At 66.3% G+C, this 26,996-nt stretch carries 25 protein-coding genes, 3 tRNA genes and 1 pseudogene; 15 read left to right on the forward strand and 14 right to left on the reverse strand.

Going from position 1 to position 26,996, the window contains the following annotated elements; all coding sequences use genetic code 11:
* Positions 1–48 precede the first annotated feature (48 nt).
* The gene (greB, locus tag ACSVDO_RS16900; RefSeq protein WP_489593554.1) at positions 49–612 is read right to left on the reverse strand and encodes a transcription elongation factor GreB; all 564 of its coding nucleotides are present in this window, start codon (positions 610–612) and stop codon (positions 49–51) included.
* A 154-nt stretch (positions 613–766) separates the two neighbouring features.
* On the opposite strand from greB, the gene ACSVDO_RS16905 reads away from it, so the two are divergent.
* Entirely contained in the window at positions 767–1,411 is a 645-nt protein-coding gene (locus ACSVDO_RS16905; RefSeq protein WP_489593556.1) for a tetratricopeptide repeat protein, read from the forward strand.
* Between the two features lie 114 nt (positions 1,412–1,525).
* On the opposite strand, the gene ACSVDO_RS16910 is transcribed toward ACSVDO_RS16905, so the two are convergent.
* Positions 1,526–1,602 (reverse strand) — tRNA-Arg (locus ACSVDO_RS16910).
* Positions 1,603–1,791: 189 nt separating this feature from the next.
* Between ACSVDO_RS16910 and ACSVDO_RS16915 the strand changes: the two genes are divergently transcribed.
* The gene (locus tag ACSVDO_RS16915) at positions 1,792–1,986 is read left to right on the forward strand and encodes a hypothetical protein (RefSeq protein ID WP_332547744.1); all 195 of its coding nucleotides are present in this window, start codon (positions 1,792–1,794) and stop codon (positions 1,984–1,986) included.
* A 73-nt stretch (positions 1,987–2,059) separates the two neighbouring features.
* Here the strand turns inward: ACSVDO_RS16915 and ACSVDO_RS16920 are convergent.
* Both ACSVDO_RS16920 and ACSVDO_RS16925 read right to left on the reverse strand, forming a co-directional pair.
* A tRNA-Arg gene (locus ACSVDO_RS16920) sits at positions 2,060–2,136 on the reverse strand.
* Between the two features lie 236 nt (positions 2,137–2,372).
* Positions 2,373–2,490 (reverse strand): annotated as a pseudogene (locus ACSVDO_RS16925) (YkvA family protein); the annotation flags it as partial.
* Positions 2,491–2,656: 166 nt separating this feature from the next.
* Between ACSVDO_RS16925 and ACSVDO_RS16930 the strand changes: the two are divergent.
* On the forward strand, positions 2,657–4,822 hold the full coding sequence (locus ACSVDO_RS16930; RefSeq protein WP_489593558.1) for an autotransporter-associated beta strand repeat-containing protein: 2,166 nt from the start codon (positions 2,657–2,659) through the stop codon (positions 4,820–4,822).
* A gap of 111 nt (positions 4,823–4,933) precedes the next feature.
* On the opposite strand, the gene ACSVDO_RS16935 is transcribed toward ACSVDO_RS16930, so the two are convergent.
* Both ACSVDO_RS16935 and serS read right to left on the reverse strand, forming a co-directional pair.
* Positions 4,934–5,021: transfer RNA gene (locus tag ACSVDO_RS16935), tRNA-Ser, on the reverse strand.
* Positions 5,022–5,054: 33 nt separating this feature from the next.
* On the reverse strand, positions 5,055–6,371 hold the full coding sequence (gene serS / locus ACSVDO_RS16940; RefSeq protein ID WP_332547742.1) for a serine--tRNA ligase: 1,317 nt from the start codon (positions 6,369–6,371) through the stop codon (positions 5,055–5,057).
* Between the two features lie 137 nt (positions 6,372–6,508).
* Here serS and ACSVDO_RS16945 point away from each other — a divergent pair, with 137 nt between their 5' ends.
* On the forward strand, positions 6,509–7,177 hold the full coding sequence (locus tag ACSVDO_RS16945; protein ID WP_332536270.1) for a CBS domain-containing protein: 669 nt from the start codon (positions 6,509–6,511) through the stop codon (positions 7,175–7,177).
* 28 nt (positions 7,178–7,205) lie between these two features.
* Here ACSVDO_RS16945 and ispH read toward each other — a convergent pair whose 3' ends face one another.
* Positions 7,206–8,201, reverse strand: coding sequence for a 4-hydroxy-3-methylbut-2-enyl diphosphate reductase (ispH, locus tag ACSVDO_RS16950; RefSeq protein ID WP_332536269.1), 996 nt, complete (start codon positions 8,199–8,201; stop codon positions 7,206–7,208).
* A gap of 3 nt (positions 8,202–8,204) precedes the next feature.
* The gene (locus ACSVDO_RS16955; RefSeq protein ID WP_332536267.1) at positions 8,205–8,690 is read right to left on the reverse strand and encodes an FKBP-type peptidyl-prolyl cis-trans isomerase; all 486 of its coding nucleotides are present in this window, start codon (positions 8,688–8,690) and stop codon (positions 8,205–8,207) included.
* Positions 8,691–8,815: 125 nt separating this feature from the next.
* Between ACSVDO_RS16955 and radC the strand changes: the two genes are divergently transcribed.
* On the forward strand, positions 8,816–9,529 hold the full coding sequence (gene radC / locus ACSVDO_RS16960) for a RadC family protein (protein ID WP_489593562.1): 714 nt from the start codon (positions 8,816–8,818) through the stop codon (positions 9,527–9,529).
* An 85-nt stretch (positions 9,530–9,614) separates the two neighbouring features.
* Positions 9,615–10,274 carry a Smr/MutS family protein gene (locus ACSVDO_RS16965; RefSeq protein WP_332536263.1) on the forward strand — a complete coding sequence of 220 codons (660 nt, stop codon included), beginning with the start codon at positions 9,615–9,617 and terminating at the stop codon, positions 10,272–10,274.
* A 9-nt stretch (positions 10,275–10,283) separates the two neighbouring features.
* Here the strand turns inward: ACSVDO_RS16965 and ACSVDO_RS16970 are convergent, their stop codons facing one another.
* The 3 genes from ACSVDO_RS16970 to ACSVDO_RS16980 all read right to left on the reverse strand — a co-directional run bounded on the left by ACSVDO_RS16970 (position 10,284) and on the right by ACSVDO_RS16980 (position 12,388).
* Positions 10,284–11,282: a M48 family metalloprotease gene (locus ACSVDO_RS16970; RefSeq protein ID WP_489593564.1), complete on the reverse strand. Its 999-nt coding sequence runs from the start codon at positions 11,280–11,282 to the stop codon at positions 10,284–10,286.
* A gap of 21 nt (positions 11,283–11,303) precedes the next feature.
* Complete coding sequence (locus ACSVDO_RS16975) at positions 11,304–11,897, reverse strand: LemA family protein (protein WP_332536261.1); 594 nt, start codon at positions 11,895–11,897, stop codon at positions 11,304–11,306.
* Between the two features lie 86 nt (positions 11,898–11,983).
* Entirely contained in the window at positions 11,984–12,388 is a 405-nt protein-coding gene (locus tag ACSVDO_RS16980; protein WP_489593566.1) for a group II truncated hemoglobin, read from the reverse strand.
* Positions 12,389–12,634: 246 nt separating this feature from the next.
* On the opposite strand from ACSVDO_RS16980, the gene ACSVDO_RS16985 reads away from it, so the two are divergent.
* Positions 12,635–14,746 carry an alpha/beta hydrolase domain-containing protein gene (locus ACSVDO_RS16985; RefSeq protein WP_489593568.1) on the forward strand — a complete coding sequence of 704 codons (2,112 nt, stop codon included), beginning with the start codon at positions 12,635–12,637 and terminating at the stop codon, positions 14,744–14,746.
* Between the two features lie 28 nt (positions 14,747–14,774).
* Here ACSVDO_RS16985 and ACSVDO_RS16990 read toward each other — a convergent pair whose 3' ends face one another.
* Together ACSVDO_RS16990 and apbC are read right to left on the reverse strand one after the other, a co-directional pair.
* Positions 14,775–17,297: an ABC transporter permease gene (locus ACSVDO_RS16990; RefSeq protein WP_332536258.1), complete on the reverse strand. Its 2,523-nt coding sequence runs from the start codon at positions 17,295–17,297 to the stop codon at positions 14,775–14,777.
* Positions 17,298–17,542: 245 nt separating this feature from the next.
* The gene (apbC, locus tag ACSVDO_RS16995) at positions 17,543–18,634 is read right to left on the reverse strand and encodes an iron-sulfur cluster carrier protein ApbC (RefSeq protein WP_332536256.1); all 1,092 of its coding nucleotides are present in this window, start codon (positions 18,632–18,634) and stop codon (positions 17,543–17,545) included.
* A 128-nt stretch (positions 18,635–18,762) separates the two neighbouring features.
* Between apbC and ACSVDO_RS17000 the strand changes: the two genes are divergently transcribed.
* The 4 genes from ACSVDO_RS17000 to ACSVDO_RS17015 all read left to right on the forward strand — a co-directional run bounded on the left by ACSVDO_RS17000 (position 18,763) and on the right by ACSVDO_RS17015 (position 23,127).
* Positions 18,763–19,326: a restriction endonuclease gene (locus tag ACSVDO_RS17000; RefSeq protein ID WP_332536254.1), complete on the forward strand. Its 564-nt coding sequence runs from the start codon at positions 18,763–18,765 to the stop codon at positions 19,324–19,326.
* 78 nt (positions 19,327–19,404) lie between these two features.
* Complete coding sequence (locus ACSVDO_RS17005; RefSeq protein ID WP_489593570.1) at positions 19,405–20,691, forward strand: patatin-like phospholipase family protein; 1,287 nt, start codon at positions 19,405–19,407, stop codon at positions 20,689–20,691.
* A gap of 76 nt (positions 20,692–20,767) precedes the next feature.
* Positions 20,768–22,837, forward strand: coding sequence for a methionine--tRNA ligase (gene metG, locus ACSVDO_RS17010; RefSeq protein ID WP_489593572.1), 2,070 nt, complete (start codon positions 20,768–20,770; stop codon positions 22,835–22,837).
* An 11-nt stretch (positions 22,838–22,848) separates the two neighbouring features.
* The gene (locus ACSVDO_RS17015; RefSeq protein ID WP_489593574.1) at positions 22,849–23,127 is read left to right on the forward strand and encodes a hypothetical protein; all 279 of its coding nucleotides are present in this window, start codon (positions 22,849–22,851) and stop codon (positions 23,125–23,127) included.
* Positions 23,128–23,282: 155 nt separating this feature from the next.
* Here the strand turns inward: ACSVDO_RS17015 and ACSVDO_RS17020 are convergent, their stop codons facing one another.
* Positions 23,283–23,780, reverse strand: a complete 498-nt coding sequence (locus ACSVDO_RS17020; RefSeq protein WP_489593575.1) for an outer membrane protein assembly factor BamE — start codon at positions 23,778–23,780, stop codon at positions 23,283–23,285.
* A gap of 47 nt (positions 23,781–23,827) precedes the next feature.
* Between ACSVDO_RS17020 and ACSVDO_RS17025 the strand changes: the two genes are divergently transcribed.
* From ACSVDO_RS17025 to ACSVDO_RS17040, 4 genes are read left to right on the forward strand one after another with little or no spacing between them, the layout of a single operon-like run.
* Entirely contained in the window at positions 23,828–24,031 is a 204-nt protein-coding gene (locus ACSVDO_RS17025) for a DUF3460 family protein (protein WP_332536245.1), read from the forward strand.
* 34 nt (positions 24,032–24,065) lie between these two features.
* Positions 24,066–24,941, forward strand: coding sequence for a segregation and condensation protein A (locus ACSVDO_RS17030; protein WP_332536243.1), 876 nt, complete (start codon positions 24,066–24,068; stop codon positions 24,939–24,941).
* A 47-nt stretch (positions 24,942–24,988) separates the two neighbouring features.
* Positions 24,989–26,581 carry an L-aspartate oxidase gene (gene nadB, locus ACSVDO_RS17035; protein WP_332681211.1) on the forward strand — a complete coding sequence of 531 codons (1,593 nt, stop codon included), beginning with the start codon at positions 24,989–24,991 and terminating at the stop codon, positions 26,579–26,581.
* Between the two features lie 33 nt (positions 26,582–26,614).
* Positions 26,615–26,974: a 5-carboxymethyl-2-hydroxymuconate Delta-isomerase gene (locus ACSVDO_RS17040; protein ID WP_489593578.1), complete on the forward strand. Its 360-nt coding sequence runs from the start codon at positions 26,615–26,617 to the stop codon at positions 26,972–26,974.
* The last annotated feature ends 22 nt before the right edge of the window (positions 26,975–26,996 follow it).

Genomic DNA, 26,996 nt, shown 5'->3' on the forward strand with positions numbered 1-26,996 from the left:
GCTGCAGCCCATTCCGGCGCTTGGAATGGCCCGTGACTTCGTTGCTGACTAAGATTTTGCTTCGGGATAGCTCACGTCAAGCACCTCGAGCAGGCGCACGCCGCCCGGCGTCTGCAGCGCGACTTCGTCGCCCACGCGCGCCTTGAGCAGCGCGCGCGCCACGGGTGAAATCCAGCTGACCTCGCCCTGCGCGCTGTTGGCTTCGTCTATGCCCATGATGGTCACGCTGCGCTCCATGCCGTCATCCTCGACATAGGTCACGGTCGCGCCAAAGAACACCTGCTCGCTGCCCGCGTGCACGGCCGGGTCCACGACTTCGGCGATTTCCAGGCGCTTGGTCAGGAAACGTATGCGCCGGTCGATCTCGCGCAGGCGCTTCTTGCCGTAGAGGTAGTCGCCGTTTTCCGAACGGTCGCCATTGCTCGCCGCCCAGTGAACGATCTCGACGATCTGCGGGCGCTCGGTGTCGATCAGCGCGAACAGCTCGTCGCGCAACCGCTGGTAGCCCCGGGGCGTGATGTAGTTCTTGCTGCCCGCGGGAATGGGCGGCAATGCACCGAGTTCGTCATCGTCGTCCCCGGCATCTGATTCTTTGGTGAAGGCTTTGCTCATGCGCTGATCTTTGCATCAAACGCGCTGCAGCAAAAGCCACGGGCCTTTCACCAGCACGGGCACGACACCGTGCGATCTGGACAGCGGCGGAAAAAAGAATTATAGTTAAAACCTATTGTTAAATTATCTGCTTAAGAAAATGACTATTTTTCATGTGAAAACATTGGCTCAGGGCGTCGCATTGGCGGGTCTGCTGCTCACTGCAGGCCTGGTTTTCGGCCAACACGCCGATCTGCTGGAGCAAGCCCAGCGCGGCGATGCCAAGGCGCAGCTTAGCCTGGGCGCGATGTACGAAAACGGCGACGGAGTCGCGCAAAGCGACCGCCAGGCCGCTCAGTGGTACCAACGCGCCGCCGAGCGCGGACTGCCAGCAGCCCAAGACGCATTGGCGTCGATGTACAACGCCGGACAAGGCGTCGAAGCCAGCGAGCAGCAGGCGCTCAAGTGGTACCGCCTTGCGGCCGACCAGGGCCATGCGCCCGCGCAATTCACCTTGGGCGCGAAGTTCGAACGCGGCATCGAGGTCGACCGGGACGACGCGCAAGCCGTCAAGTGGTTTCGGCTCGCGGCCGGCCAGGGCCATGCCAAGGCGCAGCTCCATCTGGGATTGATGTATGCCAGCGGCCGTGGCGTCGATCAGGACAGCGCTCAGGCCGCCATGTGGCTGCAGCGCGCCGCGGGCCAGGGCGATGCCGTGGCACGGGATGTGCTGCGCAGTGAAGATTTCGCGGCGCAAACGGTTTCGCCGACTGCGCAGCGCGCAGCCGGCAAGGGACAGGCCGAGACCAGCGGTGAGTGACCGCAGGGCGCGCGGCGCGCGCTGAACCCTGCCCTTTTCGCGCCCAGATCCCTGAGGGCAGGTTCGCGCAAAACGAAAAAGCCTCAGAGTGTTTCCACTCTGAGGCTTCACGTTTGGTGCGGCTGGCAGGAATCGAACCCACGACCCCTTGGTTCGTAGCCAAGTACTCTATCCAGCTGAGCTACAGCCGCTAAGCTATCGATTATAGCCCAAAAAATCGGAGTGAAAGCAAAACTTGAGAATTCTTTGTGTGTGCTGCGCTTTTCTGCCGCGCATGCACACAGGATTTTTTCCTACACCGATGCAATAGCCAAAACAATAACATCCGCTTTATTTAATAGCTAAACACTATGTCAAGACGTTTGTTCATTGATCTTCTTATGGTGACCCTGCTGATGGGCGCCGCATTGTGCGCTGCCAAGGGCGTTCTGGAATCGTCCATCGCGTCTTACTTCGGCGCCTGGGTGCTGGTGATCAGCGCTGCTCTGCTCTGGCTCGAATCGCGGCGTGCACGGCGCGATTCCACAATGGTCATCGACGACAGTGCCCGGCCGCGCACCGAACAGTTCAAATGAAGGATTCCTAGGGTCGATTTTTCGTGCACCAACGAAAAAGCCCCAGAACATTGCTGTTCTGGGGCTTGTCGTCTGGTGCGGCTGGCAGGAATCGAACCCACGACCCCTTGGTTCGTAGCCAAGTACTCTATCCAGCTGAGCTACAGCCGCGTCTGGCAGCGAAAGGTTTTCACCAATCCACTGCGCCAAGAACGAAAGTATAACCCAGTTTTTTGTCCCCACTGAAGAAAACAGTGTCCACCTCCAGGCATTTGCCTTGAAAACGCAATGCACACTCCGACCGAAGTGCCGATCCGGATGACCACCATAACCACTGCGCAGGCACCGCCGCGGAGTCTGGAATCCCTGACCGCAAGCCACTGATAGAACCGAGCGCGACAAGCGGCAAGCAGCAGCACATCATCCAGATAGCCCAGCAAGGCAATGAAACCGGCAATGAGATCGATGGGGCTGAGCGCATAGGCCACGACCAACAGCCTTGGCATGCCACGGCGTTTCCGGGTGCTTTGGCGCGAACCACAGGTTCAGGCCGTCCGGTGAAATGTCCACAGGCGTGCCTGCGGGGCCGTCAGCGAAACGAAAATCGCGCGCCACCGGTACGGTTTGTCATCACAGTTTCATGCCTTGCCTCAAATACTGCGGGCTTCCCCTTTTTGAGCCTTTCTTGCGCATGCAAACTTCCGTCCATTTTTCCGCTCCCAAGCAAACATTCGCCCTGCGCGCCATCGCCCTGGCCACGTTGTTGACCGTGGCCGCCTGCGGTGGCAGCGACGACGAGACAGCCGCATACGTGATTCCCGCAGCGCCGGCGGGCCTGGGCACCGAAACGGTCAACGTTGCGCCGCCGGCGGCAACGAGCATGCCTGCATCGCGCACCGATGTGCCCAAGTACCGCGAAGATGCCACCGTCTACAACTCGGGCAGGCATGACGCGACGGCCAATGGCAACAACGCCTGCTATGCCGACCACACAACGAACAGCACCCTGCGCATCCTGTCGGGCTTTCTCGATATTTTCGAGCCTTCCGAACGGAAAATGAACGGCTTCAAGGCCGCGGACTACGCCGGTATCTTCGCCGACGGTGCAACCACGCCGAACACCAGCACGGCCGGCGTACCGGGCTGCGACCTGTTTGGCCTGACCACCTGGAACGGTGTATGGCATGTGCTCACCACGGACAACACCAGCGGCGCGCCCGGCCAGGCGCCTGCCGCGGGCACCACGGGAACCATCAAGAACAAGGAACTGTTCCTGCAGAACATGGAGTACTCCTCCAAGCTGACGACGAAAACCGAGTACACCAGCGCAGAGCGCGAGTCCATCGCGCTGGACGACACCGGCAACAAGGTGACGCGCACGGTCAAGGGCGGTGCGCTGGGACCACTGGGCCAGGCCTGGGACGATCTGGCGAAGAATCCGAGCTCGGGATGGGGCGACACAAATCCCCTGACCAACCCCGAGTTCGGCGCCGTGCTGCAGTTCGTCGACAACGCCACCGTAGGCAACATCGCCTCGGACAATGGCCCCAAGGGCTTCTACAAGTTTGCCCGCCCCTATCGCTGGTCAGCAGCCGACAGCAGCCTGCCCACGGTCAAGGTCCTGCCCGAACTGCTGGCGCGCCGCGCCGCGGGCGACAACGCGGCAGCGGCACAGACCCGCGCGCAGCAGGACTCCGACTTCCCCAGCGGCCACACCGCCGAGTTCGTGCGCTACTCGATGGCCATTGCCTATATGACTCCACAGCGCTTCCAGGAAGCCGTGGCGCGCGGCCTGGAAGCAGGTGAGAACCGCATCCGCGCCGGAATGCACTCGGCGCTGGGCGTCATGGGTGGCCGCATGCTGGGCTCGTCGGTCTGGATGCCCCTGATGAAGGGCGCAGGCGATCGCGGCCTGGCCTACACCGAAGCCCAGCGTCTGGCGGTATTCCAGCAGGCACAGGCGCAATTGCGCGCAAAAGTAGGCGTGAACAGCGGCACGGAACTGTGGAATGCAGCCCACTCGGCCAACGCCAGCGAAGACCGTTTTGCGGATTTCGCGACATCCAGGGCCGAGTACCTGCGCCGCCTGACTTTCGGCTTCGCCAAGGACAGCACCAAGGCCGGCAAGCCGGCCGTGGTGCCCAAGGGAATGGAAACGCTGCTGGAAACCCGCTTCCCGTATCTGAGCGCAGACCAGCGACGCGCCGTGCTCAAGACCACGGCCATCGATTCGGGCTATCCCGTGCTGGACGACGAGGAAGGCTTCGGCCGCCTGAACCTTTTCGACGCGGCCAGCGGCTACGGCAAGTTCGAGGCCGACGTTGCCGTCACCATGAATCAGAGCACAGAAGGTTTCTGCGTCTCTGGCTTCTGCTCCTTCGACCGCTGGCGCAATGACATCGGCGGCGCCGGCAAGCTGACCAAGCGCGGCACCGGAACGCTGGCCCTGACGGGCGCCAACACCTACAGCGGCGGTACCATTGTTTCCGGCGGCACTTTGCGCGCGGATTCGGCGACGGCGATGGGCGCTGGCGCGGTATACGTCGATGGCGGCACGCTGGCCACCCACGGCATCCAGGTGCGTGTGGCCGGCAGCTACACGCAAAAGTCCGGCGCGCTGAACCTGGCACTGTCCAGCAGCACCGCCGGCACACTGGTGGTCGCCGACCATGCAGCGCTGGCAGGCGCACTCAACGTGACTTTCGCCAACGGCTATGCGCCCAAGGCGGGCGACCAGATCGTGGTGCTGACCGCCAAGGGCGTGCACAACAAGTTCTCATCGGTGGCCGTGAGCGGTTTTGCCAAGTCCACCGTGACCTATAGCGGCAACAGCGTGACGATTACGCTGGCCGGCTGATCCAACGCCAAAATCAAAGGCCTGCGCGGAAACTCCGTGCAGGCCTTTTTTACAGAAAATGAAGCGCAAAGAAAAAAGCCCAAGTGACTTGTCACTTGGGCTTTTTCATTTTGGCGGAGAGGGTGGGATTCGAACCCACGGTACCTTGCGGTACGCCTGATTTCGAGTCAGGTACATTCGACCACTCTGCCACCTCTCCTGTGTGTCGAAGCATCTATTGTAGCACTGTTTTTCAGGGCTGAATCAAAGTTTTTCCGCCCATGTATGGCTGCAGCACTTCGGGCACGCTTACCGAGCCGTCGGCGTTCTGGTAGTTTTCCAGAACCGCCACCAGGCAGCGGCCCACGGCCAGGCCCGAACCGTTCAAGGTGTGCAGCAGTTCGTTCTTGCCCTGGGCGTTCTTGAAACGCGCCTGCAGGCGGCGCGACTGGAAGGCTTCGCAGTTCGAGATCGAGCTGATTTCGCGGAAGTTGTCCTGGCCGGGCAGCCAGACTTCGAGGTCATAGGTCTTGGCCGCGCCAAAGCCCATGTCGCCCGTGCACAGGCTCATCACGCGGTACGGCAGGCCCAGCTTCTGCAGCACGGCTTCGGCATGGCCCGTCATTTCCTCGAGCGCCTCGTAGCTCTTGTCGGGATGCACGATCTGCACCATCTCGACCTTGTCGAACTGGTGCTGGCGGATCATGCCGCGCGTGTCGCGGCCGTAGCTGCCGGCTTCCGAGCGAAAGCACGGGCTGTGGGCCGTGAGCTTGATCGGCAGATCGGCTTCGGCCACGACCTGGTCGCGCACGAAGTTGGTCAGCGGCACTTCGGCCGTGGGAATCAGGTACAGCGCCGCATGGTCGGGAACGGGCTCGCCGTCCTGGCCGCCCTTCTTGGCCGCAAACAGATCGCCTTCGAACTTGGGCAGCTGGCCCGTGCCCTTGAGCGAGTCGGCGTTGACGGCGTAAGGCACATAGCATTCGGTGTAGCCATGCTCTTCGGTCTGCAGGTCGATCATGAACTGCGCCAGCGCGCGGTGCAGGCGCGCGATCGGGCCCTTCATCACGGTGAAGCGCGAACCCGAGAGCTTGACGCCCATGTCGAAGTCCAGGCCCAGCGGCGTGCCGACGTCGACATGGTCCTTGGCTGCGAATTCGAAGGCCTTGGGCGTGCCCCAGCGGCGCACTTCGACATTGCCCGACTCGTCGCTGCCCACGGGCACGCTTTCGTGCGGCATGTTGGGCACGGCCAGCAGCATGGTCTGCAGCTCGCCCTGGATCTGCTCCAGGCGCGTGGACGAGGTTTCAAATTCGGTCTTGATGGCCGCGACCTGGGCCTTGGCGGCTTCGGCGCCTTCCTTGTCGCCCTTGCCCATCAGCATGCCGACCTGCTTGGACAGCTGGTTGCGCTGGGCTTGCAGTTCCTCGGTGCGCGTCTGCAGGCGCTTGCGCTCGGACTCGAGAGACTGGAACGCCTCCACGTTCAGGAAAGCCTGGGGCTTTTTACGGGTTTCCAGCCGCGCGATGGCGGTGTCGAGGTCTTTGCGAAGGAGGAGGATGTCTAGCATAGACGGCAATTCTAGTGGCCCGCGCACAAGACCACAGAATTGGCGGCAGAGACTGATGCGCGCCAGGTGTCTACCAGCGCCAGGCCATGTCAAGATCGCAACCGCCCGCCTTCCACTCAACCACGGCATATCCCACCATGTTTTATGTTCTAGGCCCCGACGGGCCGATCTACCGCGGCGGCCCCGACCAGTTGGCCCAGGTCGCTCCCGTACGCCGCGTGCAGCGCCCGCAGGCGCTGCGCACGCGCAGCGCCGATGTCGAGTTTTCCGCCGATGCGGCAGTCGAGCCCGAGACCACGCCCGCGCTGCCGCGCGCGGCGCAGGAAGCCGTCGATGCCTATGCGGCGACGGAAAAAGGCCCGCAAGTCGAGCGCCAGCCGCTGGAATGCGTGCGCGATGTGATGACCCGGGGGGCGCTCACCGTGGCCGCCGACATGCGCGTCAACGATGCCTGGCAGATCCTGGCCGAACACCGCGTCGCGCAGGCGCCCGTGCTCAATGCCCAGGGCCGCGTCGTGGGTCTGCTGCTGCGCGCCGACATGGCGCCGCTGGACCTGCTGCCCACGCCCGGATCGGTGCAGGAAGCGATCGACCTGGCCAAGCGCCCGGTGCATGCGGTGATGATCAGCCCCGTGCCCGCGGTCGCGGCCGACACCGCGCTGCGCCGGCTCGCCAGCGTGCTGCTCGACACCGGACTGCCGGGCCTGCCGGTGACCGACGAGCTCGGCCATCTGGCGGGCTTTGTCTCGCGCACCGACATCCTGCGCGCGGTCGCGGCCGATCCGCCGCTCGATCTGTGGAGCTGAAGCCGGGCGCAAGCGCCCGGACGCGGCTTCAGTGGCCGGGGCCCAGTTCGGGCGCCTTGCGCACTTCGATCTCCAGGCCCGTGGCCGCGTCGATCTTGAGGCCCTTGGGCAGCGGGAACTTCACGGTTTCCTCTATGCCGTTCATGCTGCGCACCGAGGTCGCGCCCAGTGCCTTGATGCGGTCTATGACTTCGCGCACCAGCACTTCGGGCGCCGACGCGCCGGCCGTGAGGCCTACGCGCGCCACGCCATGGAACCAGGCCGGCTGCAGCTCCTGGGCGTTGTCGACCATGTAGGCACGCGTGCCCAGGCGCGCCGCGAGTTCGCGCAGCCGGTTGCTGTTGGAGCTCGTGGGGCTGCCGACGACGATCACCACGTCGACCTGCGGGCTCAGCACCTTGACCGCGTCCTGGCGGTTCTGCGTGGCGTAGCAGATGTCCTGCTGCTTGGGAACGCGCACCTGCGGAAAGCGCTCGCGCACCGCGGCCATGATGGCCGCGGCGTCGTCGACGCTGAGCGTGGTCTGCGTGACCACGGCCAGCAGTTCGGTCTGCGCGGGCTGGACCTTGGCGACGTCCTCGACCTCCTCGACCAGGTGGATGCCGTGGTCGAGCTGGCCCATCGTGCCTTCGACTTCGGGATGGCCCTTGTGGCCGATCATGATGAACTCGTAGCCTTCCTTGGCGAGCTTGGCGACTTCGACATGCACCTTGCTGACCAGCGGGCAGGTCGCATCGAAAATCTGGAAGCCCCGGCGTTTTGCTTCCTGCTGCACCGCCTGGCTCACGCCATGCGCGGAAAACACCAGCGTCGCGCCCGGCGGCACATCGTCAAGCTCCTCGATGAAGATCGCGCCGCGGGTCTTGAGGTCGTTGACCACGAACGTGTTGTGCACGATTTCATGGCGCACGTAGATGGGCGCGCCGAACTTGGCGATGGCCCGCTCGACGATCTCGATCGCCCGGTCGACGCCGGCACAGAAGCCGCGCGGCTCGGCAAGAACGATTTCCTGGGGCTTGTCCATGGCTCAGAGCACCCCGATGATCTGCACCTCGAAGGTGACGGGCTGGCCGGCCAGGGGATGGTTGAAGTCGAACAGCACCGCGCCGTCCTCGCGCACGCGCACCACGGCGCCGGCATAGCTGCCCAGGCCGTCGGGCGTGGGGAACTGCACCACGTCGCCCGCGGTGTACTTCTCATAGGGGTCGCCGAGCTCGTTCATGAGCTTGCGCGCCACCCACTGCTGCATGTCTGCGTTGCGCTCGCCAAAGGCTTCGCCCGCGGGCAGCTCGAACGTCGTGCGCTGGCCCTCTTCGAGGCCGATCAGGCGCTGCTCGACCGCAGGCGACAGCTCGCCCGCGCCCAGCGACAGCGTCGCGGGCTTTTCGCCGAAAGTGTTGATCACATCGCCTGCCGGGCCGGCCAGGCGGTAGTGCAGGGTCAGAAACGATCCGGCCTGCACCGTGGGTACGGCAGTCTGCGAAGCCAAAGTGGGTTGTGCGCTAGATGTCATGAGAGTCCCGATAAACTGGGGTCTATTGTAGAAACCCGGCCATGCCCCCACGCAGCGGCTTGCAGATGCCCCTTGGCAGCGCTGCCGCCCTCCTCCCGGCGACATGGCCAGGCAGGAGTTGCGCCATGCCCCTCAAAGACCTGCCGCGCGCTGCCCGGCCGCGCGAAAAGCTGCTGGCCCGCGGCCCCGGTGCGCTGGCCGACGCCGAGCTGCTGGCCATCGTGCTGCGCACCGGAATCAAAGGCAAAGGCGTGCTGCAGCTGGCGCAGGAACTGCTGGAGGCGCCGGACACCGACCCCGCGACCGGCAAGGCACGCGGCGGCTTCGGCGGCATTGCCGGCCTGCTGCAGGCGCCGCCCCAGGATCTGGCGCGCGTCAAGGGCCTGGGCCCGGCCAAGCGCGCCCAGCTGCTGGCCGTGCTCGAGCTGGCGCGGCGCGCGCTGGCCCAGCGCCTGCGCGCGCGCACGGTGTTCGACAGCCCGCAGGCCGTGACCCAATACCTGCAGCTGCACCTCGCGCCCAAGCCGCATGAGGTCTTTGCCGTACTGTTCCTGGACCAGCAGCACCGGCTGATCGCAATGGAGGAAATGTTCCGCGGCACGCTGGCGCAAAACAGCGTCTATCCCCGGGAAGTCGTGCTGCACGCGCTGCAGCACCAGGCCGCGGCCGTGGTGCTGGCGCACAACCACCCCAGCGGCGGCGTACAGGCCAGTCCCGCCGATGTCGCGCTCACCGAGATACTGCGTGGCGCGCTGGCACTGATTGACGTGCGCGTGCTGGACCACATCATCGTCGCGCCCGGTGCGGGCATGTCGATGGCGCAGCAGGGCTTGCTGTGACGGCTTGAGGACAAAAACAGCGTGGTTTCCAGGGTATGCGCGGGACCTGGGCCGGAGCTTGGCCATATTCGGATAAAAACGCCCCATGCGCGTGAAATCCCTCCAAGACCTGAAACCGGTCCGCAAAGCCCTGGCGGCCGCGGCGCGGCAGGCCGCGCTCATTGCCGAGGAGCAGCGGCGCATCGCGCTGCGCCCGGCCACCGACCGCGCGCTGTTCCTGCAGGCGATAGGCGGCGTGCGGCCGCTGCGCCACACGGGCAACCGGCTGCCGCCTCTGCCCGGCAACGTGCTGCCCGTGCCTCAGCAGCGGCTGCTCGACGAGCAGGCCGTGCTGCGCGAAGCCATCAGCGACGAGTTCGATGTCAGCACGCTGCTGCTGACCGACGACCAGCTGAGCTATCTGCGCCCCGGCATGGGCCACGATGTCGCGCACCGGTTGCGCGCGGGCCACTGGAGCGTCCAGCGCCAGCTCGACCTGCACGGCCTGCGCACCGACGAGGCGCGCGAAGCCCTGGGCGAATTCATACGCCATGCCCAGCGCGACGGCGCGCGCTGCGTGCGCGTGGTGCATGGCAAGGGGCTGGGATCACCGGGGCGCATGCCCGTGCTCAAGGGCCGGGTGCACAGCTGGCTGGTGCAAAAGCAGGAGGTGCTGGCGTTCGTGCAGGCGCGGCCCAATGACGGCGGCGCGGGCGCGTTGATCGTGCTGCTGCAGCCCCACATTCCGCGCCACGGCGGCAGGTAGGGCAAGGCTTCAGCGCGTCACGCGCTGCAGCGGCATGGGCGACATGGTGCGCCCATAGATGCGGCGCACCCGGTCGGCGAGCGCGGGATGGGTCGCGAGGCGCTCGGCCCAGCGGCTGCTGTTTTCCACATCGACCAGCAGCATGTGCTGCACCGCGTGGTGGTCGAGCGCATACTGGCCGCGGCGCGCATCGTAGCTGCCGTCCTGGCGCTGGCCCATGACCTTGCGCAGCACGCCGCCCAGGCCGTCCTTGCTGCGCGTCCACTGCACGGCGCGCGCATCGGCGAGGTACTCACGCTGGCGCGAGACCGCGGCCTTGAGCCAGCGTCCCGCGAGCCAGCCCGCGAAGCCCACGCCCTTGATCACCGAGCCGAACCACCACATCGCACCGCCGCGCTCGCACATGCTTTCGCCCAGCTGGTAGACCAGCTCCAGGCCGTAGACCATGCCGGCGAGCTGCATCTTGAGCCGCGTATCGCCTTCATGCAGATGGCTCAGTTCATGCGCGACCATGCCCTGCAGTTCCTCGCGGCTCAGATGGTCCAGCGCGCCCTGGGTCACGGCGATGATCGCGTCCTCCTCGTCCCAGCCGGCGGCAAACGCATTGATTGCATCGGTGCGCGCCAGCACCATGGCCTGGGGAGGTGTCATGTGCGCGGCAATGCACAGCTCCTGCACCACGTTGGCGAAGGTCTGCTCCGCGAGGCTGCGGTCGGGCCGCACTTCACGCGCACCAATGCGTTCGGCCAGGCGCAGCCCGCCGGCGCGCAACTGGTCGGTTTCCACCCACCAGCCGCCCAGCACGAACAGCAGCGTCATGCCGATGTTGACGGCCGCGAAGCCCGCAGGGAAAGGCAGGTTGCCGCCCAGCATCCAGGACAGCGCGAGCCAGGCGAGCACCAGTCCGCTGTGCACTGCGGCCACCAGCAGCGCCACGGCCAGCGCAAAGGCCAGCAGCAGGCGTGCGGTGGCGCTGCGCGCCTGCTCCTGATGGCGCCAGAATTTCATGCCAGCTCCAAGGTGCGCAGATCAGAACCGCAGTTGGGGCACGGCGCGCTCGGCGTCGCTGGTGGTCGACTCCAGCATCGCGGCCGCGCCAAAGCCCAGCGCGCGCGCCAGCAGCACGTCGGGAAACTGGCTCGCATGGTTGTTGAATTCCAGCACCTGGTCGTTGTAGGCCTGGCGCGCAAAGCCGATGCGGTTCTCGGTGCTGGTGATTTCCTCGCTCAGGCGCAGCATGTGGGCGTCGGCCTTGAGTTCGGGATAGGCTTCACTGAGCATCATCAGCCGGCCCAGTTGCGCGCCCAGCGCCGATTCGGCCTGCGACAGCAGGCCTATGGCCGCCGCGTCCGCGGGCCGGGCGCGCGCCTGGTCGGCGGCGCTGCTGGCCGCGCCACGCGCGCGGATCACGGCTTCGAGCGTGCTGGCCTCATGCGCCATGTAGCCGCGCGCCACTTCGACCAGATTGGGCACCAGATCGTGGCGGCGCTTGAGCTGCACATCGATCTGCCCGAACGCATTGGCAATGCGGTTGCGCGCCACCACCAGGCGGTTGTAAGCCATGACGGCCCAGGCCGCCACGGCCAGAACCACCACCAGAAATATCCAGCCGATCACGCCCATAAATGCTCCTGCACGGTTTGTATCCAACGGTTAGTGACCCCGATGGTAGCGGCTGCGCGCCAGCAAGCAAGCGCGACGGGAGCGGCTCAACCGCCCTGATTTCTCATCCAGTCGGCCGTGCCCATGAAACTCTGGGCCAGGCGCTGGCGCAGCGTCTCGGGAACGCCGGTCTCCAGCATGGCCTGGTCCATGCACGCCACCCACTGGTCGCGCTCGCGCACGCCGATCTTGAACGGCATGTGGCGCATCTTCAGGCGCGGATGGCCGAAGCGGCTCTGGTAATGGTCGGGGCCGCCCATCCAGCCGCAGAGAAACCAGAACAGCTTCTGGCGCGCGCCATCGAGCTGCGAGCCATGGGCTGCGCGCAGCTCGGTGTAGGCCGGTTCGAGATCCATGAGGTCATAGAAGCGGTCGACCATGCGCTGGATGGCGGGCTCGCCGCCAATCCATTCGAAGGGCGTGTCAAAAGGCGGTTTTTCTTCAATCTGCATGGGGTTCAAGCGCTGGCAGGCAGCGCGCCGGAAACATGAAACATGCGCCATTGTCCCGCAGCTTGACATGGCCCTGCGCGCGCGCGCCCAGCCTGGCAACAGCGCATGGCAAGCGCCACCACCCATCTGCAATTTGAATCAATCGATTCGAACAATCGATTTCACAGATCAAACCCAGATTTCTATATTGACTGCGAGGGTGCGCCCTCGGCACAGCCACTACATCAACAAAGCAAGGAGACAAGCGTGCGTATATTCCAGATTTCCAGCGTGGCGCTGGGCATTGCGGCCCTCGCGGGCTGCGGCGGGTCGTCGAATGATGAAGGCAACTCCGCAGCTCCCAAGCTCACCATGCAGGTGACATCGACCCAGGACTTCCCGGGCAGCTACGGCGACGTGGGCGCCTATGAAAAAGTCAGCGGCACGCTGTCCGGCGAACTCGATCCGCGCAATCCGAAGAATGCGGCCATCCAGGATCTGTCGCTGGCGCCCGTCAACAGCCGCGGAATGGTCGAGTACGCGACCGACTTCGTGCTGCTCAAGCCCAAGAACATGGCCAAGGCCAGCGGCATACTGCGCTACGACGCGCCCAACCGCGGCAACATCCTCACCATGCCCAACCCGAGCGCAGCGCCCGGCGACGCGGTCTATCTGGAGCGCGGCTATGTGATGCTCTACGCGGCATGGCAGGGCGATGTGCCCAAGACAACGCCTGAACGCCTCACGGCGCAGGTGCCGGTCGCGAGAAACCCCGACGGCAGCAGCATCACGGGGGCCTACCGCACCGAGCTGGTCCCGTCGGCTGCGACCTCGACCATGGCCCTGCCCGGCGGCGTGTTCAACGGCTCGATGATTCCCTACGCACCGGCCAGCCTGGACAACAGCCGGCCCGGCTATTCGCTCACGCGGCGCATCAACGAAACCGATGCGCGCCTGCCCATCGCCGCGGCTGACTGGAAATTCGCCAGCTGCAGCGATGCCACGCCATTTCCCGGAACGCCCGACGCGACCAAGGTCTGCCTCAAGCAGGGCTTCGATCCTCTGTATCTCTATGAACTGGTCTACGAGGCCAAGGACCCCAAGGTCATGGGCGTGGGCCTGGCGGCGCTGCGCGACGCGGTGGGCTTCTTCCGCAAGGCCGAGAAAGATTCGGCCGGCAACGCCAATCCGCTGGCCGGGCGCATCGCCCACACGATTGGCCAGGGAACGTCCCAGTCGGGCAATGCGATGAAGACCTTCCTGCACCTGGGCTTCAACCAGGCGCTCGACGGCTCGCGCGTGTTTGACGGCATGTTCGCCCATGTCGCCGCGCGCCAGACCAATGTCAACACGCGTTTCGCCGTTCCCGGCGGCGGCGGCGGACTGCGCACCGACCACACGGCCTTCGGCCAGACCGCGCCGCGCGGGCTCGACAGGAATTACGCGGACGGCATCAGCGGGCGCGACGGCGGCGTGATGCGCCGCTGCAGCGCGAGCGACACCTGCCCCAAGTTCTTCCTGGGACTCTCAGGCACGGAATTCTGGCAGCTGCAGGGCTCGCCCGCGCTGACCAACACCCAGGGCACGCAGGATCTGGTGCAGCCCGAGAATGCGCGCATCTACTACTACGCCAGCACCCAGCATGGCGGCGCGGGCGGCGAAGCCAGCATCAGCTACGCGCCCGGCCGCAGCGTCTACCCTTCGGGCACGGTGGTGCATTTCAACGACACCTTCCGCGCGCTGTTCATCGCGCTTGAAGACTGGGTGACCACGGGCAGGCAGCCGCCCGCGAGCCAGGTGCCCAAGGTGGCCGACGGCAGCCTGGTGCGGCCCGAGCAGTTGAAATTTCCGGTGATGCAAGGCCTGCAATGGAAGGTCGGCAGCCAATTGACCGATATTCCGGCGTTCAACTATCTGGCGCGCTACAACGACTTCGAACTGCTGGACTTCGGCCCGCAGTTCCGCCCCGAGGATGAGGCCGGCATCGCCAGCATCTTCCCGCCGCGCCAGACCGGCAAGCACTATCCGATCATGGTGCCCCAGGTCGATGCGGGCACGGGCCTGACGCAGGCCGGCATACGCTCGGTCGAAGCCCAGGCGCCGCTGGGAACCAGCATAGAGTTCAACTACGTGGCCAGCGACAAGGTGGTCGACCTGGCGAATCTCGCGGGCAGCTACATTCCGTTCCACAAGACCCAGGCCGCACGCCTGGCCGCGGGCGACACGCGGCCCTCGCTGCAGGAGCTCTACGGTTCGCAGCAAGGCTATGTGCAGGCGGTGCAGGCGGCCGCCGACCGTCTGGTGGCGCAGCGCCTGCTGCTGGCGCGCGACGCGCAAGCCATTGTGCAAAAGGCCCAAACCAGCGCGATCTTCGACTGAGGCGCCGGCGCCAGGCGCGGGCCTGCAGCTACTCCGCGGCCTGGCGCAGCGTGGTCATCACCGGGCGGCGCAGCACTTCGCGCAGCCCCCACCAGCCGGCCAGCCAGGCGAGCACGGCGCCGGCCAGCGCTCCGCCCAGCGGCACCCAGGGCGAGGCGCGCCAGGCGAAGTCAAACACATAGCGCGCCAGCGCCCAGCCCACGGCCATGGCGACGCAGCTGGCGAGAAAGCCCGCGAGCAGGCCCACGCCGGCCAGCTCGGCGCGCTGCACCTGGCGCAGCAGGCTGGCGCGCGCGCCGACGGCGCGCATGATCGCGTACTCGCGTGCCCGCTCCTCGCGCGTTGCCGTGACGGCCGCGAACAGCACCACCAGGCCCGCGGCCAGCGTGAAGATGAACAGGAACTCGACCGCGCGAATCACCTGGTCCAGCACCTGCTGCACCTGGGCCAGCGTGCTCGCCATGTCGACGTTGGTGATGTTGGGAAACTGGCGCACCAGCGCGTTGTCGAAGCCCGGCGTCTGCGGCGCGCGGTAGGCGGCAAGATAGGTCACGGCAACGTCGGGCAACTGCTCGACCGGATACATGGCAAAGAAGTTGGCGCGCATCGAGCCCCAGTCGACCTTGCGCAGGCTGGTGATGCGGGCCTCGTTCTGCACGCCGCCGATATCGAAGGTCAGCCGGTCGCCGAGCTTGAGGCCCAGCGTCTCGGCCAGGCCTTCTTCCAGGCTGATCGCGCCTTTCTCCTCCGGCGTCCAGCGGCCCGCGACCACGGGGTTGTGCTCGGGCGCCTGCGCGGCCGTCGAGAGATTGAACTCGCGGTCCACGAGGCGCTTGGCGCGGTCCTCGGTGTAGTCGTCGGGGTGGACCTCGCGGCCGTTGACCTGCACCAGCCGGCCGCGGATCATCGGATACCAGTCATAGCGCGCCACGCCCTGGTCCTTGAGCACTTTCTGGAAGTCCCGGGCCTGGTCCGGCATGATGTTGATGACGAAGCGGTTGGGGGCGTCGGGCGGCGAGGCCGCGCGCCAGCTGCCTATCAGGTCGGTGCGCAGCAGCACCAGCAGCACCAGCGCCAGCAGCCCCACGGCCAGGCTGCTGACCTGCAGCACGGCGTAGACCGGACGCGCCGATATCTGCCGCGTCGCCAGCACCAGCCAGCGCGGCGCGGTCGATTCGTTGACCAGGCGCCGCAGCATCTTCACGGCCAGCCAGGCCAGGCCGGCAAACAGCAGCACCGCGCCGCCGAAGCCGCCGACCGCGATCAGCCCCAGCTTCACATCGCGGCTCACGGCCAGCAGCAGCGCCGCGAAGCCGGTCACGCCCAGGCCCAGCACCAGCCACGAGGCCGGCTTGATCGCGCCCAGATCGCGGCGCATGACGCGCAGCGGCGGCACCTGGGCCAGCTGCAGCACGGGCGGCAGGCCGAAGGTGAACAGCAGCGTCATGCCCATTCCCAGGCCGAACACCACGGGCCACAGGCTGGGCGCGGGCAGCGCGGCGTCGACCAGGCCCGCCAGCAGCTGCACGAACACATGGTGCACGCCGTAGCCTATGGCCACGCCCAGCGCGCTGGAGAACAGGCCCACGAGCGCGAACTCAAAGGTGTAGGCGCCCGCGATGCGGCGCTGGCTCTGGCCCAGAACGCGCAGCATGGCCGAGGCATCGAGGTGGTCGTTGGCAAAGCCGCGCGCGGCCAGCGCCACGGCCACGGCCGACAGCAGCGCGGCCAGCAACGCCACGAGGCTGAGGAATTTCTCGGCGCGCGCCAGCGTCTGGCGCATTTCGGGGCGGCCGCTGTCGAGTGACTCGACACGCATGCCATGCGCTTCGCGCGCCACCACGGCCGCGTCGGCCCAGGTCTGGAATTGCCGCACCGCGGCGGCGTCGCCGGCCACGGCCAGGCGGTACGTCAATCGGCTTGCCGGCTGCACCAGGCCCGTGGCGACCAGATCGGCCGCATTGAGCATCACGCGCGGCGCAAAGCTCATGAAGCCCGAGCCGCGGTCGGGTTCGAGCACCACGATGCGCGCGATGCGCAGCGAGGCATCGCCCAGCAGCAGCGCGTCGCCCATGCGCAGATTCAATGATTCGAGCAGCGGCGCATCGACCCAGACTTCGCCGGGCGCGGGAATATCGCGCGTGGTCTGGCCCGCCTCGCCGGGAGCGTTGGCGATGCGCAGCGATCCGCGCAGCGGATAGCCCGCGGGAACGCTCTTGAGCGCCACCAGGCGGCTGGCGCCGCCCTGGGCATCGGACGCGCGGCCCATGGTCGGAAAGCTGGCCGTGACCAGGCTCTGCAGGCCCAGCTGCTGCGCGCGTTCGGCAAACTGCGCCGGCGGCGGGTTGTCGCTGACCACCACCACATCGCCGCCCAGCAGCTGGCGCGCATCGCGCTCCAGCCCGCCCTGCAGCCGGTCGGCAAAGAAGCCCACGGCGGTCAGCGCCGCCACGGCCAGCGTCACGGCGACGATCAGCAGGCGCAGCTCGCCCGCGCGCACATCGCGCCACAACGTGCGCCACCCCAAAGCCCAAGCAGAAGATCCGTTCATGGACGCAACAATAGCGGATTGCGGCGCGCGGCAATAGGTGAAAGACCGCATGGGATTGCGCGGCTGCCTGGCCATGGGCGTCCAGGTGTGTTTGCGGGCGCCCTCTGCGTGCGCCGAAGCAGCATCGCGCAGGAACCCAGGCCCTGCGTTCATGGTTCGACAAGCTCACCACGAACGGGCAAACCGCGGGCCCTGGGCCTGTCTCGCCGGCCGCGTCAAGGCATGAGCGGCCGGTAGGTGGAAAATCAGGTGTTCTTGCTGACCGTGATGGTCGGGAACTTGGAGCTGAAATCCTTGGCCTTGAGCGCGATCTTCACCGCCATGTCGCGCGCCACGCGCTTGTAGATCTGCGCGGCCTCGCTGTCGGGCTCGGCGACCACGGTCGGCTTGCCGCTGTCGGCCTGCTCGCGGATCTGCAGCGACAGCGGCAGCGCCCCCAGGTAGTCCATGCCGTAGTCGGCGGCCATCTTCTTGCCGCCGTCGGCGCCGAAGATATGCTCCACATGACCGCAGTTGGTGCAGACATGGGCCGCCATGTTCTCGACGATGCCCAGGATGGGAACGCCCACCTTCTCGAACATCTTGATGCCCTTCTTGGCGTCGATCAGCGCGATGTCCTGGGGCGTGGTGACCACGATGGCGCCCGTCATGGGCACGCGCTGGGCCAGCGTCAGCTGGATGTCGCCCGTTCCCGGCGGCATGTCGACCAGCAGGTAGTCGAGGTCCTTCCAGTTGGTCTGGCGCAGCATCTGCTCGAGCGCCTGCGTGGCCATGGGGCCGCGCCAGATCATGGCTTCGTCCTGGTTCACGAGGAAACCGATGGACATGACCTGCACGCCGTAGTTCTCCAGCGGCTCCATGGTCTTGCCGTCCACGCTCTCGGGCTTGCCCGTGAGGCCCATCATCATCGGCTGGCTGGGGCCGTAGATGTCGGCATCCAGCAGACCCACGCGCGCGCCTTCGGCGGCCAGCGCCAGCGCCAGGTTGGCGGCGGTGGTGCTCTTGCCCACTCCACCCTTGCCCGACGAAATGGCGATGATGTTCTTCACCTGGGGCAGCAGCTCGACGCCGCGCTGCACGGAGTGCGCCACGACCTTGCTGGTGATGCCCACCGAGACGTTCTCGACGCCGGCCACGGTCTTGGCGGCGTTGACGAACTGGCGGCGCAGTTCAGGCACCAGGCTTTTGGCGGGGTAACCGATCTCCACGTCGAATGCCACGTCGCCGGCACTGATCTGCAGATTGCGCAGCGCGCGCGTGCTGACGAAATCCTTGCCGGTATGCGGGTCCTGCACGCTGCTGAGTGCGGCCAAAAGCTCTTGTTCTGTGACTGCCATTCTCGATTCACTCCTTTGGGGAAAGCCAAGTCTATCGAAGGCCCGCTGCCCGCGCGAGAAGCAGGACAATGCAGGCTTGGCATTTTTCCCACGCACCGTACCGACCCGAGGATCCCGTGAAATTCAAGATGGCCCCCAATTCCCTGTTTGCGATCCTGCTGCGTTCGCGCTGGTGGCTCAGCTTTGCGCTGGCCGCGGGCGTGACGCTGATCTGCATGCTGGCCCTGCCCGCGAACATCGCGCCGTTCGGCGCGCTCGCGGCGACGCCGCTGTGGGTCGTGGGCGTCATCGCCGCCTGGCGCCAGCTGCGCGCTCCCAGCCCGGCCCAGGTCGACCGGCTGCTGACCGACGCCGCGAACCAGCCCTGGCGCGGTTTTGCCCAGCAGCTTGAGAGCGCCTGGCGCAGCGAAGGCTATGAAGTGCAGGCGCTCAACCAGGGCGTGATCGATTTCCGTCTCGAGCGCGCGGGCCAGACCACGCTGGTCAGCGCCAGGCGCTGGAAAGCCGGCCACCACGGCGTAGAGCCGCTGCGCGAGCTCGAGACCGCGCGCAACCGCGCGGCCGCGGCCAAGGCCGTCTATGTCGCGCTGCAGCCGCTGGGCGAGAACGCCGCCATCTACGCCCGCGACCAGCAACTGGTGGTGCTGGGCGGCGCCGACCTCGCGGCGCTGCTGTCCAAGGCGCGCGCCTGAAGTCGCGCCCGGCGACGCAAAAATCTAGGGTTTGACCCAAATACAGCCCAATGGCCGCGGAGCACACTGAGGACGCCTATGATCCAGACCTCCTTGCCTGACAGCAGCGCACGGATTGCTGTGCCTTCGTCCTCCCCTACCACGGGCCTGCTGCTCACGGGCGGCGGAGCACGCGCGGCCTATCAGGTCGGCGTGCTCGAAGCCATTGCGCATATCCGGCGCGGCTGCGGTCATGGCCATGGGCCCAATCCCTTTCCCATCATCACCGGCACATCGGCCGGGGCGATCAACGCCGCGGCCCTGGCCTGCGGCGCCGACCATTTCGACCTGACCGTGCGGCAGATGGCGCAGATCTGGAGCCATCTGCACACCGAACATGTCTATCGCGCCGATGCGCTGAGCATGCTGCGCAGCGGCGCGCGCTGGCTGAGCCTGCTGTCGCTGGGCTGGGCGCTCACGCGCTGGCGCACCATGCGCCCGCGCTCGCTGCTGGACAACACGCCGCTGGGCGAGCTGCTGCAGACCGACCTCGTTCCGCTCGCACGCCTGCCCGGGCTGATTGCCCAGGGCCATCTGCGCGCGCTGTCCGTGACGGCCTCGAGCTATACCTCGGGCGAGCATGTGAGCTTCTACGAGACCAATGCCGCGCTGCAACCCTGGGTGCGCTCGCAGCGGCGCGCGATAGGCGGCCATATCAGCCACGCCCATCTGCTGGCGTCTTCGGCGATTCCTTTCATCTTCCCCGCGACCGCGCTCGACATAGGCACGCATGTCGAGTACTTCGGCGACGGCTCGATGCGCCAGACCGCGCCGCTCGCGCCGGCCATCCACCTGGGCTCTGACCGGGTGCTGGTGATTGGCGCAGGCCGCATGCAGGGCGCGCGCGAAAGCGCGCCCACGGGCGTGGTGGCAAGCTATCCGACGATTGCGCAGATTGCGGGTCATACGCTGTCGAACATCTTTCTCGATGCGCTGGCGCTCGACGTGGAGCGCGCCCAGCGCATCAATGCGACGCTGGCGCTGATCCCGCCCGAAGCGCGCGTCAACAGCGGCCTGCGCCCCATCGATCTGCTGGTGATCGCGCCGTCCCAGCGGCTGGACGCGATTGCCGCGCGCCATGTCGCCGGCCTGCCGCGCAGCATGCGCGCGTTGCTGGGCGCCCTGGGCGTGACCACCGATGCCAACGACGCGCGCGGCGCGGGCCTGGCCAGCTATCTGCTGTTCGAGCCCGGCTACATCCGCGCGCTGATGGCGCTGGGGCGCAAGGACACGTTCGCCCAGCGCGCGGAAGTCGTGCGCTTCTTCCAATGGGACAAGGCCGCCGCGGCGCCTGCGGCCAGCGCGTGCGAAGCGGCCTGCGCATAGGCCGCGCAACCCCACTTCAGCCACAGGCCGCGCAAGCCTCTAAAATCACGGGTTCCCCTAGAGAAAGCGCTTTCCGATGTCTGCACGCAAGATCTTCGCTACCACAGCCCTGCCCTACGCCAACGGCAACTTCCATATCGGCCACATCATGGAGTACATCCAGGCCGACATCTGGGTGCGCTTCCAGCGAATGCAGGGCAACGACGTGAATTTCGTCGGTGCCGACGACGCCCATGGCGCGCCCATCATGATCGCCGCCGAGAAGGCCGGCATCACGCCCCAGCAGTTCGTCGCCAACATCGCGGCCGGGCGCAAGCAGTACCTCGACGGCTTTCACATCCAGTTCGACAACTGGCACAACACCGACGGCGAGGAGAACCATGTCCTCGCCAAGGAGATCTACCTGGACCTGAAGAAGGCCGGGTTCATCGACACCAAGGTCATCGAGCAGTTCTTCGATCCCGAGAAGAACATGTTCCTGCCCGACCGCTTCATCAAGGGCGAATGCCCCAAGTGCCACGCCAAGGACCAGTACGGCGACAACTGCGAAGTCTGCAGCGCCGTGTACGCGCCCACCGACCTGATCAAGCCCTACTCGGCGCTCAGCGGTGCCCAGCCCGTGCTCAAGAGTTCGGAGCATTTCTTCTTCCGCCTGTCGGACCCGCGCTGCGTGGAGTTCCTGCAGGAATGGACGCAGAACGGCAAGCATGTGCAGCCCGAGGTGGCCAACAAGGTCAAGGAATGGTTCAGCGTGCGCACCAATCCCGACGGCACGACCAGCGAAGGCCTGGGCGACTGGGACATCTCGCGCGACGCGCCCTATTTCGGCATCGAGATTCCCGACGCCCCGGGCAAGTACTTCTACGTCTGGCTCGACGCTCCCGTGGGCTACCTGGCCTCGCTGAAGAACCTGCTCGACCGCCGCGGTGAAGACTACGCGGCCTACATGGCCGATGAAAAGCTCGAGCAGTACCACTTCATCGGCAAGGACATCGTCACCTTCCACACGCTGTTCTGGCCCGCGATGCTCAAGTTCAGCGGCCGCAAGACGCCCAGCCAGATCTTCGTGCACGGCTTCCTCACCGTGAACAACGGCGAGAAGATGAGCAAGAGCCGCGGCACGGGCCTGGACCCGCTCAAGTACCTGAGCCTGGCGATGAATCCCGAATGGCTGCGCTACTACCTCGCCGCCAAGCTCAACGGCCGCAATGAAGACATAGACTTCAACCCCGAAGACTTCATGGCGCGCGTCAACAGCGACCTGATAGGCAAGTTCGTCAACATCGCCTCGCGCGCCGCCGGCTTCCTGTCCAAGCGCTTTGAAGGCCAGCTCGCGGCCCTGGGCGCCGAAGGCCAGGCCCTGCTCGAGCAGCTGCGCGCCCAGGCGCCGGCCATTGCCGAAGCCTTCGAAAAGCGCGACACCGCGCGCGCCGTGCGTGAAACCATGCAGCTGTGCGACCGCGTCAACGCCTACGTCGATGCCAACAAGCCCTGGGAGCTTGCCAAACAGGAAGGCATGGACGCGCGCCTGCAGGAAGTCTGCACCACCTGCATCGAAGCCTTCCGCCTGCTGGCCGTCTACCTCAAGCCCGTGCTGCCATCGGTCGTGCAGCAGGTCGAAGCCTTCCTCAACGTCGCGCCGCTGACCTTTGCCGATGCCCAGCAGCTGCTGGGTGCAGGCCACAAGATCGGCAGGTACGAGCACCTGCTGCAGCGCGTCGATGTCAAGCAGCTGGACGCGCTGTTCGAGGCGCCGCCCGCTCCCGTGGTTGAAAAAGTGCTGCCCGGTGGCGAGGAGATTGCCGAGACGATTGGCATTGACGACTTCGCCAAGGTCGACCTGCGCATCGCCAAGATCGTCCACTGCGAAGCCGTCGAAGGCTCGACCAAGCTGCTGCGCCTGACGCTGGACGCCGGCGAAGGCCGCACGCGCAATGTGTTCAGCGGCATCGCCAGCCACTACCAGCCTGCTGACCTGATTGGCAAGCTGACGGTGCTGGTCGCCAACCTGGCGCCACGCAAGATGAAGTTCGGCATTTCCGAAGGCATGGTGCTGGCCGCCAGCCACGCCGACGAAAAGTCCCAGCCCGGCATCTATGTGCTGGAGCCGGTCGCCGGTGCCACGCCCGGCATGCGCATCCACTGAGATTGCCGCGCATGGCTTTGTCGCCACCATGGCGCTGGCTGCTGGCAGCCGGCGCAATAAGCCTGCTCGGCGGCTGCGCCGTCGTTGCCGTGACTTCGGCGGCCGTGAGCGTCACGGCCGGCGTGGTCGGCCTGGCGGCCGATGCCGCCATAGGCACGGCCCGCATCGCGGGCAAGGGAATCGGCAAGGCGGCCGACGCGATGATGGGCGACGACGCCCCGGCGCCTCCGGACAACAGCGGTGTGAACGTCAAGTACAACATTGCGCCGGCGCCAGCACCTGCGCCTTGATGGCGCATGAACTCCACCCTCCCGTTCGTCCTGAGCGAGGTAAGCGAGGCTAAGCCGCGCAAGGCGTTGAAAAGAAACAGCGGGCGCCCACCGTTCGTACTGAGCCTGCCTCGCCGGCCGCGTCGAAGGATGAACGGCCTGCCCTATAAATTCATTCACGGCCCATCGCGCTGCACCATGCTGCGCCCGGTGCGCAGCACCCGGCCATCGGGCCCGAACGTCACGGTGAACAGCATTTCCGTGGTCGGCGGATCGACATAGCGCCAGTCCCAGTCGGTTTCCTGCTTGCGCTCATATTGCGTGCGCTTGGCCGGCTTGCCCAGCATGCGGCGCACCTCCTGCTCGCTCATTCCCGCGCGCACCTGGTCGAACATGTGCGGCGCCACCACCTGGCGCAGCGCCGTCATCTTGCCGTTGGGGCCTATGGTGATCATGTAGTTCTGGTGGCCCGCGGGCTGGCGGTTGTACTCGAAGGTGCGCGAACCGTCGGCTTCCTGCCAGACGTTCTCGGGCTCGCCAAAGCGGTCGCGCACGTCGACTTCGGTGGACACATCCTCCTCGAGTTCGGCAATGCGCTGCGGGTCGCAAGCCGTCAGTGCCAGCAGCCCGAAAGCCGCGCCCAGACTCCATATCCAGCGATAGATTGGTCGCATAGCGCCATGTCCCGTAAAATCATGTATTCCTACGAGGTTAACAGTCCATGTCTTTTTTCGCCCGCCCTGATTACAAATCCGACACCACCCAGTTCATCGAGCAGTTGCGCGCGCAAAAGCCCGATCTCGAAGCACGCCAGCTGGCCGGCCGCGCCCTGCTGTGGGACAAGGACGTCGACAGCGAAATCTGGCAGGAATACCGTGCCGGCCGCGTGGAACAAAAGCCCTACGTCTACCAGACCAAGGCCTGAGCCTGACGACGGCCAGGCAGCTGCCTGCTGAGACATGAGCGGCCCGACCGACGGCGCAGCCGTGATCGCCCTGCCGGGCGAGGCAGCTGCGGCGGCGCTCGCCCCCGACGGCCTGGTGGACATCGTCGACCGGGTGGCTTTGGCGCGCCTGTATGGCGAGCCGCTGTTTGCCCTGCCCAACGACCTGTACATTCCGCCCGACGCGCTCGAAGTCTTTCTCGAAGCGTTTGAAGGCCCGCTCGACTTGCTGCTCTATCTGATCCGCAAGCAGAACTTCAACATTCTCGACATCCCGATGCTGAGCGTCACGCGCCAGTATCTGCGCTATGTCGAAGAGATCCGCAGCCGCAACCTCGAGCTGGCCGCAGAGTACCTGCTGATGGCCGCGATGCTGATCGAGATCAAGTCGCGCATGCTGCTGCCGCCCAAGAAGTCGGCCGACGCGCTCGAAGCCGAGGATCCGCGCGCCGAGCTGGTGCGCCGGCTGCTCGAATACGAGCAGATCAAGCTGTCGGCCGCCCGGCTGGGCCAGTTGCCCCAGCATGGCCGCGACTTCCTCAAGGCCCAGGTGCATATCGAGCAAAGCCTGCAGCCGCGCTTTCCCGACCTCATGCCGGGCGAGCTGCAGCAGGCCTGGCAGGACATCCTCAAGCGCGCCACGCTGATCCAGCACCATCGCATCACGCGCGAGGAACTCAGCGTGCGCGAGTACATGAGCCAGATCCTCAAGTCGCTGCAGGGCAAGCGTTTTGTGCCGTTCGAAGACCTGTTCCAGCCCGCGCGCGGCTCGACGGTGCTGGTCGTGACCTTCATTGCCCTACTCGAGCTGGCCAAGGAAACGCTGATCGAGATCACCCAGGCCGAAGCCTTCGCACCGATCTATGTGCGGCTGGCCTACACACCGCTCTAGGCCGTGCGGCCTGAGCTGACCCGTCATCCTTCCCCGGACGTTTCACCATGGCATTGCACGATTTCGACGTACTCATTGTGGGCAGCGGCCTGGCCGGCCTCACCGCCGCGCTGGAGCTCGCGCCCACGCACCGCGTCGCGGTGCTGACCAAACGCAGCCTTGACGACGGCGCCAGCAACCAGGCCCAGGGCGGCATTGCCGCGGTGCTGGCCGAAGACGACAGCTTCGACGCCCACATCAACGACACGCTGATCGCGGGCGCTGGCCTGAGCGACCTGCCCGCGACACGCCAGGTGGTCGAGAACGCGCCCGCGGCCATTGCCTGGCTGCAGTCGCTGGGCGTGCCGTTCTCCGAGGAAAACGGCGAGTTGCACCTCACGCGCGAAGGCGGGCACAGCGCGCGGCGCATCGTGCACGCCACCGATGCCACCGGCGCGGCCGTGCAGCGCCAGCTGATAGAAACCGTGCGGCGCACGCCGGGCATCACCGTGCTCGAGGACCACACGCTGGTCGACGTGATCACCTCCAAGCGCCTGGGCCTGGACGGCGCGCCGCGCTGCCTGGGCCTGTACGCGCTCAACGGCAAGACCGACGAAGTCGACACCTTCCGCGCGCCGCACACCATCCTGGCGACGGGCGGCGCGGGCAAGGTCTACCTCTACACGACCAACCCCGACACCGCGACCGGCGACGGCATTGCGGCCGCCTGGCGCGCGGGCTGCCGCGTCGCCAATCTGGAATTCATACAGTTCCACCCCACCTGCCTCTACCACCCGCATGCCAAGTCGTTCCTGATCAGCGAAGCCGTGCGCGGCGAAGGCGGACAGTTGAAATTGCCGGCGGCGCTGGGCGGCCAGCGCTTCATGGATGCGCACGACGAGCGCGCCGAACTCGCGCCGCGCGACATCGTTGCGCGCGCCATCGACTTCGAGATGAAGAAGCACGGTCTGGACTGCGTCTACCTCGACATCTCGCACCAGAGCCCCGAATTCCTGCAGGCCCACTTCCCCAACATCCTGGCCAAATGCCTGGAGCTGGGCATAGACATCACGCGCGAGCCGATTCCCGTCGTGCCCGCGGCGCACTACACCTGCGGCGGCGTGCTCACCGACCTTGCCGGGCGCACCGATGTCGCCGGCCTGATGGCGATAGGCGAAGCCGCCTGCACGGGCCTGCACGGCGCCAACCGGCTGGCCAGCAACTCGCTGCTCGAATGCATGGTGTTCGCGCGCAGCGCCGCCGACGCGATCCGCGCCGCCGCGCCCGCCCAGGCCTGCGCCCTGCCCGGCTGGGACGACAGCCAGGTCACCGACGCCGACGAAGCCGTGGTGATCGCCCACAACTGGGACGAGCTGCGCCGCTTCATGTGGAACTATGTGGGCATAGTGCGCAGCAACAAGCGCCTGGAGCGCGCGGCGCGGCGCATTGCCTTGCTGAGCGCCGAAATCGACGAGTTCTACGCGCGCTTTCATGTCTCGCGCGACCTGCTCGAGCTGCGCAACCTGGTGCAGGTGGCCGAACTCATCGTGCGCTCGGCGCAGATGCGCCACGAAAGCCGCGGCCTGCATTACAGCCGCGACTACCCCGCGCTGGCCGCGCCCAGCGCCCCGACCATCCTGGTGCCGCCGGCCACCCGCTGAGCGCGCCGCCCGTTTTTTACCGAGGAGACTTCCATGCCCCATCTTTACGTCGAATACAGCGCCAACCTGGCCGGCCTGCCCGAAAAGCAGCTGCTCACCGAACTCGTGACCACCGTCTGCGACCACCCGACCATCAACGACGAGTTCGACGTCAAGGGCCGGATCGCCAAGACCCAGGACTACGTGATAGGCACCGTTGCCGGCTCGCGCGGCTTCATCCATGCCGAACTGCGTCTCATGGCGGGGCGCACGCCCGAAGTCAAGAAGGAGCTGTCGGACCGCATCGCCGAAGTGCTGCGCCGCCTCACGCCCCATCCCGAAGGCATGTTGGTGCAGGTCAGCGTGGAGATCGGCGACATGGACCGCGGCAGCTACCACAAGAGCAAGCTGTAAGCGCAGGACAAGCAGGCAGGGC

It is taken from the genome of Comamonas sp. DB36, from assembly GCF_057914905.1.

Coding starts and splice junctions, on each gene's coding strand:
- greB (WP_489593554.1), bottom strand. CDS start 612: ATGAGCAAAGCCTTCACCAAAGAATCAGATGCCGGGGACGACGATGAC.
- ACSVDO_RS16915 (WP_332547744.1), top strand. CDS start 1,792: ATGGTGACCCTGCTGATGGGCGCCGCATTGTGCGCTGCCAAGGGCGTT.
- ACSVDO_RS16930 (WP_489593558.1), top strand. CDS start 2,657: ATGCAAACTTCCGTCCATTTTTCCGCTCCCAAGCAAACATTCGCCCTG.
- serS (WP_332547742.1), bottom strand. CDS start 6,371: ATGCTAGACATCCTCCTCCTTCGCAAAGACCTCGACACCGCCATCGCG.
- ACSVDO_RS16945 (WP_332536270.1), top strand. CDS start 6,509: ATGTTTTATGTTCTAGGCCCCGACGGGCCGATCTACCGCGGCGGCCCC.
- ispH (WP_332536269.1), bottom strand. CDS start 8,201: ATGGACAAGCCCCAGGAAATCGTTCTTGCCGAGCCGCGCGGCTTCTGT.
- ACSVDO_RS16955 (WP_332536267.1), bottom strand. CDS start 8,690: ATGACATCTAGCGCACAACCCACTTTGGCTTCGCAGACTGCCGTACCC.
- radC (WP_489593562.1), top strand. CDS start 8,816: ATGCCCCTCAAAGACCTGCCGCGCGCTGCCCGGCCGCGCGAAAAGCTG.
- ACSVDO_RS16965 (WP_332536263.1), top strand. CDS start 9,615: ATGCGCGTGAAATCCCTCCAAGACCTGAAACCGGTCCGCAAAGCCCTG.
- ACSVDO_RS16970 (WP_489593564.1), bottom strand. CDS start 11,282: ATGAAATTCTGGCGCCATCAGGAGCAGGCGCGCAGCGCCACCGCACGC.
- ACSVDO_RS16975 (WP_332536261.1), bottom strand. CDS start 11,897: ATGGGCGTGATCGGCTGGATATTTCTGGTGGTGGTTCTGGCCGTGGCG.
- ACSVDO_RS16980 (WP_489593566.1), bottom strand. CDS start 12,388: ATGCAGATTGAAGAAAAACCGCCTTTTGACACGCCCTTCGAATGGATT.
- ACSVDO_RS16990 (WP_332536258.1), bottom strand. CDS start 17,297: ATGAACGGATCTTCTGCTTGGGCTTTGGGGTGGCGCACGTTGTGGCGC.
- apbC (WP_332536256.1), bottom strand. CDS start 18,634: ATGGCAGTCACAGAACAAGAGCTTTTGGCCGCACTCAGCAGCGTGCAG.
- ACSVDO_RS17000 (WP_332536254.1), top strand. CDS start 18,763: ATGGCCCCCAATTCCCTGTTTGCGATCCTGCTGCGTTCGCGCTGGTGG.
- ACSVDO_RS17005 (WP_489593570.1), top strand. CDS start 19,405: ATGATCCAGACCTCCTTGCCTGACAGCAGCGCACGGATTGCTGTGCCT.
- metG (WP_489593572.1), top strand. CDS start 20,768: ATGTCTGCACGCAAGATCTTCGCTACCACAGCCCTGCCCTACGCCAAC.
- ACSVDO_RS17015 (WP_489593574.1), top strand. CDS start 22,849: ATGGCTTTGTCGCCACCATGGCGCTGGCTGCTGGCAGCCGGCGCAATA.
- ACSVDO_RS17020 (WP_489593575.1), bottom strand. CDS start 23,780: ATGCGACCAATCTATCGCTGGATATGGAGTCTGGGCGCGGCTTTCGGG.
- ACSVDO_RS17025 (WP_332536245.1), top strand. CDS start 23,828: ATGTCTTTTTTCGCCCGCCCTGATTACAAATCCGACACCACCCAGTTC.
- ACSVDO_RS17030 (WP_332536243.1), top strand. CDS start 24,066: ATGAGCGGCCCGACCGACGGCGCAGCCGTGATCGCCCTGCCGGGCGAG.
- nadB (WP_332681211.1), top strand. CDS start 24,989: ATGGCATTGCACGATTTCGACGTACTCATTGTGGGCAGCGGCCTGGCC.
- ACSVDO_RS17040 (WP_489593578.1), top strand. CDS start 26,615: ATGCCCCATCTTTACGTCGAATACAGCGCCAACCTGGCCGGCCTGCCC.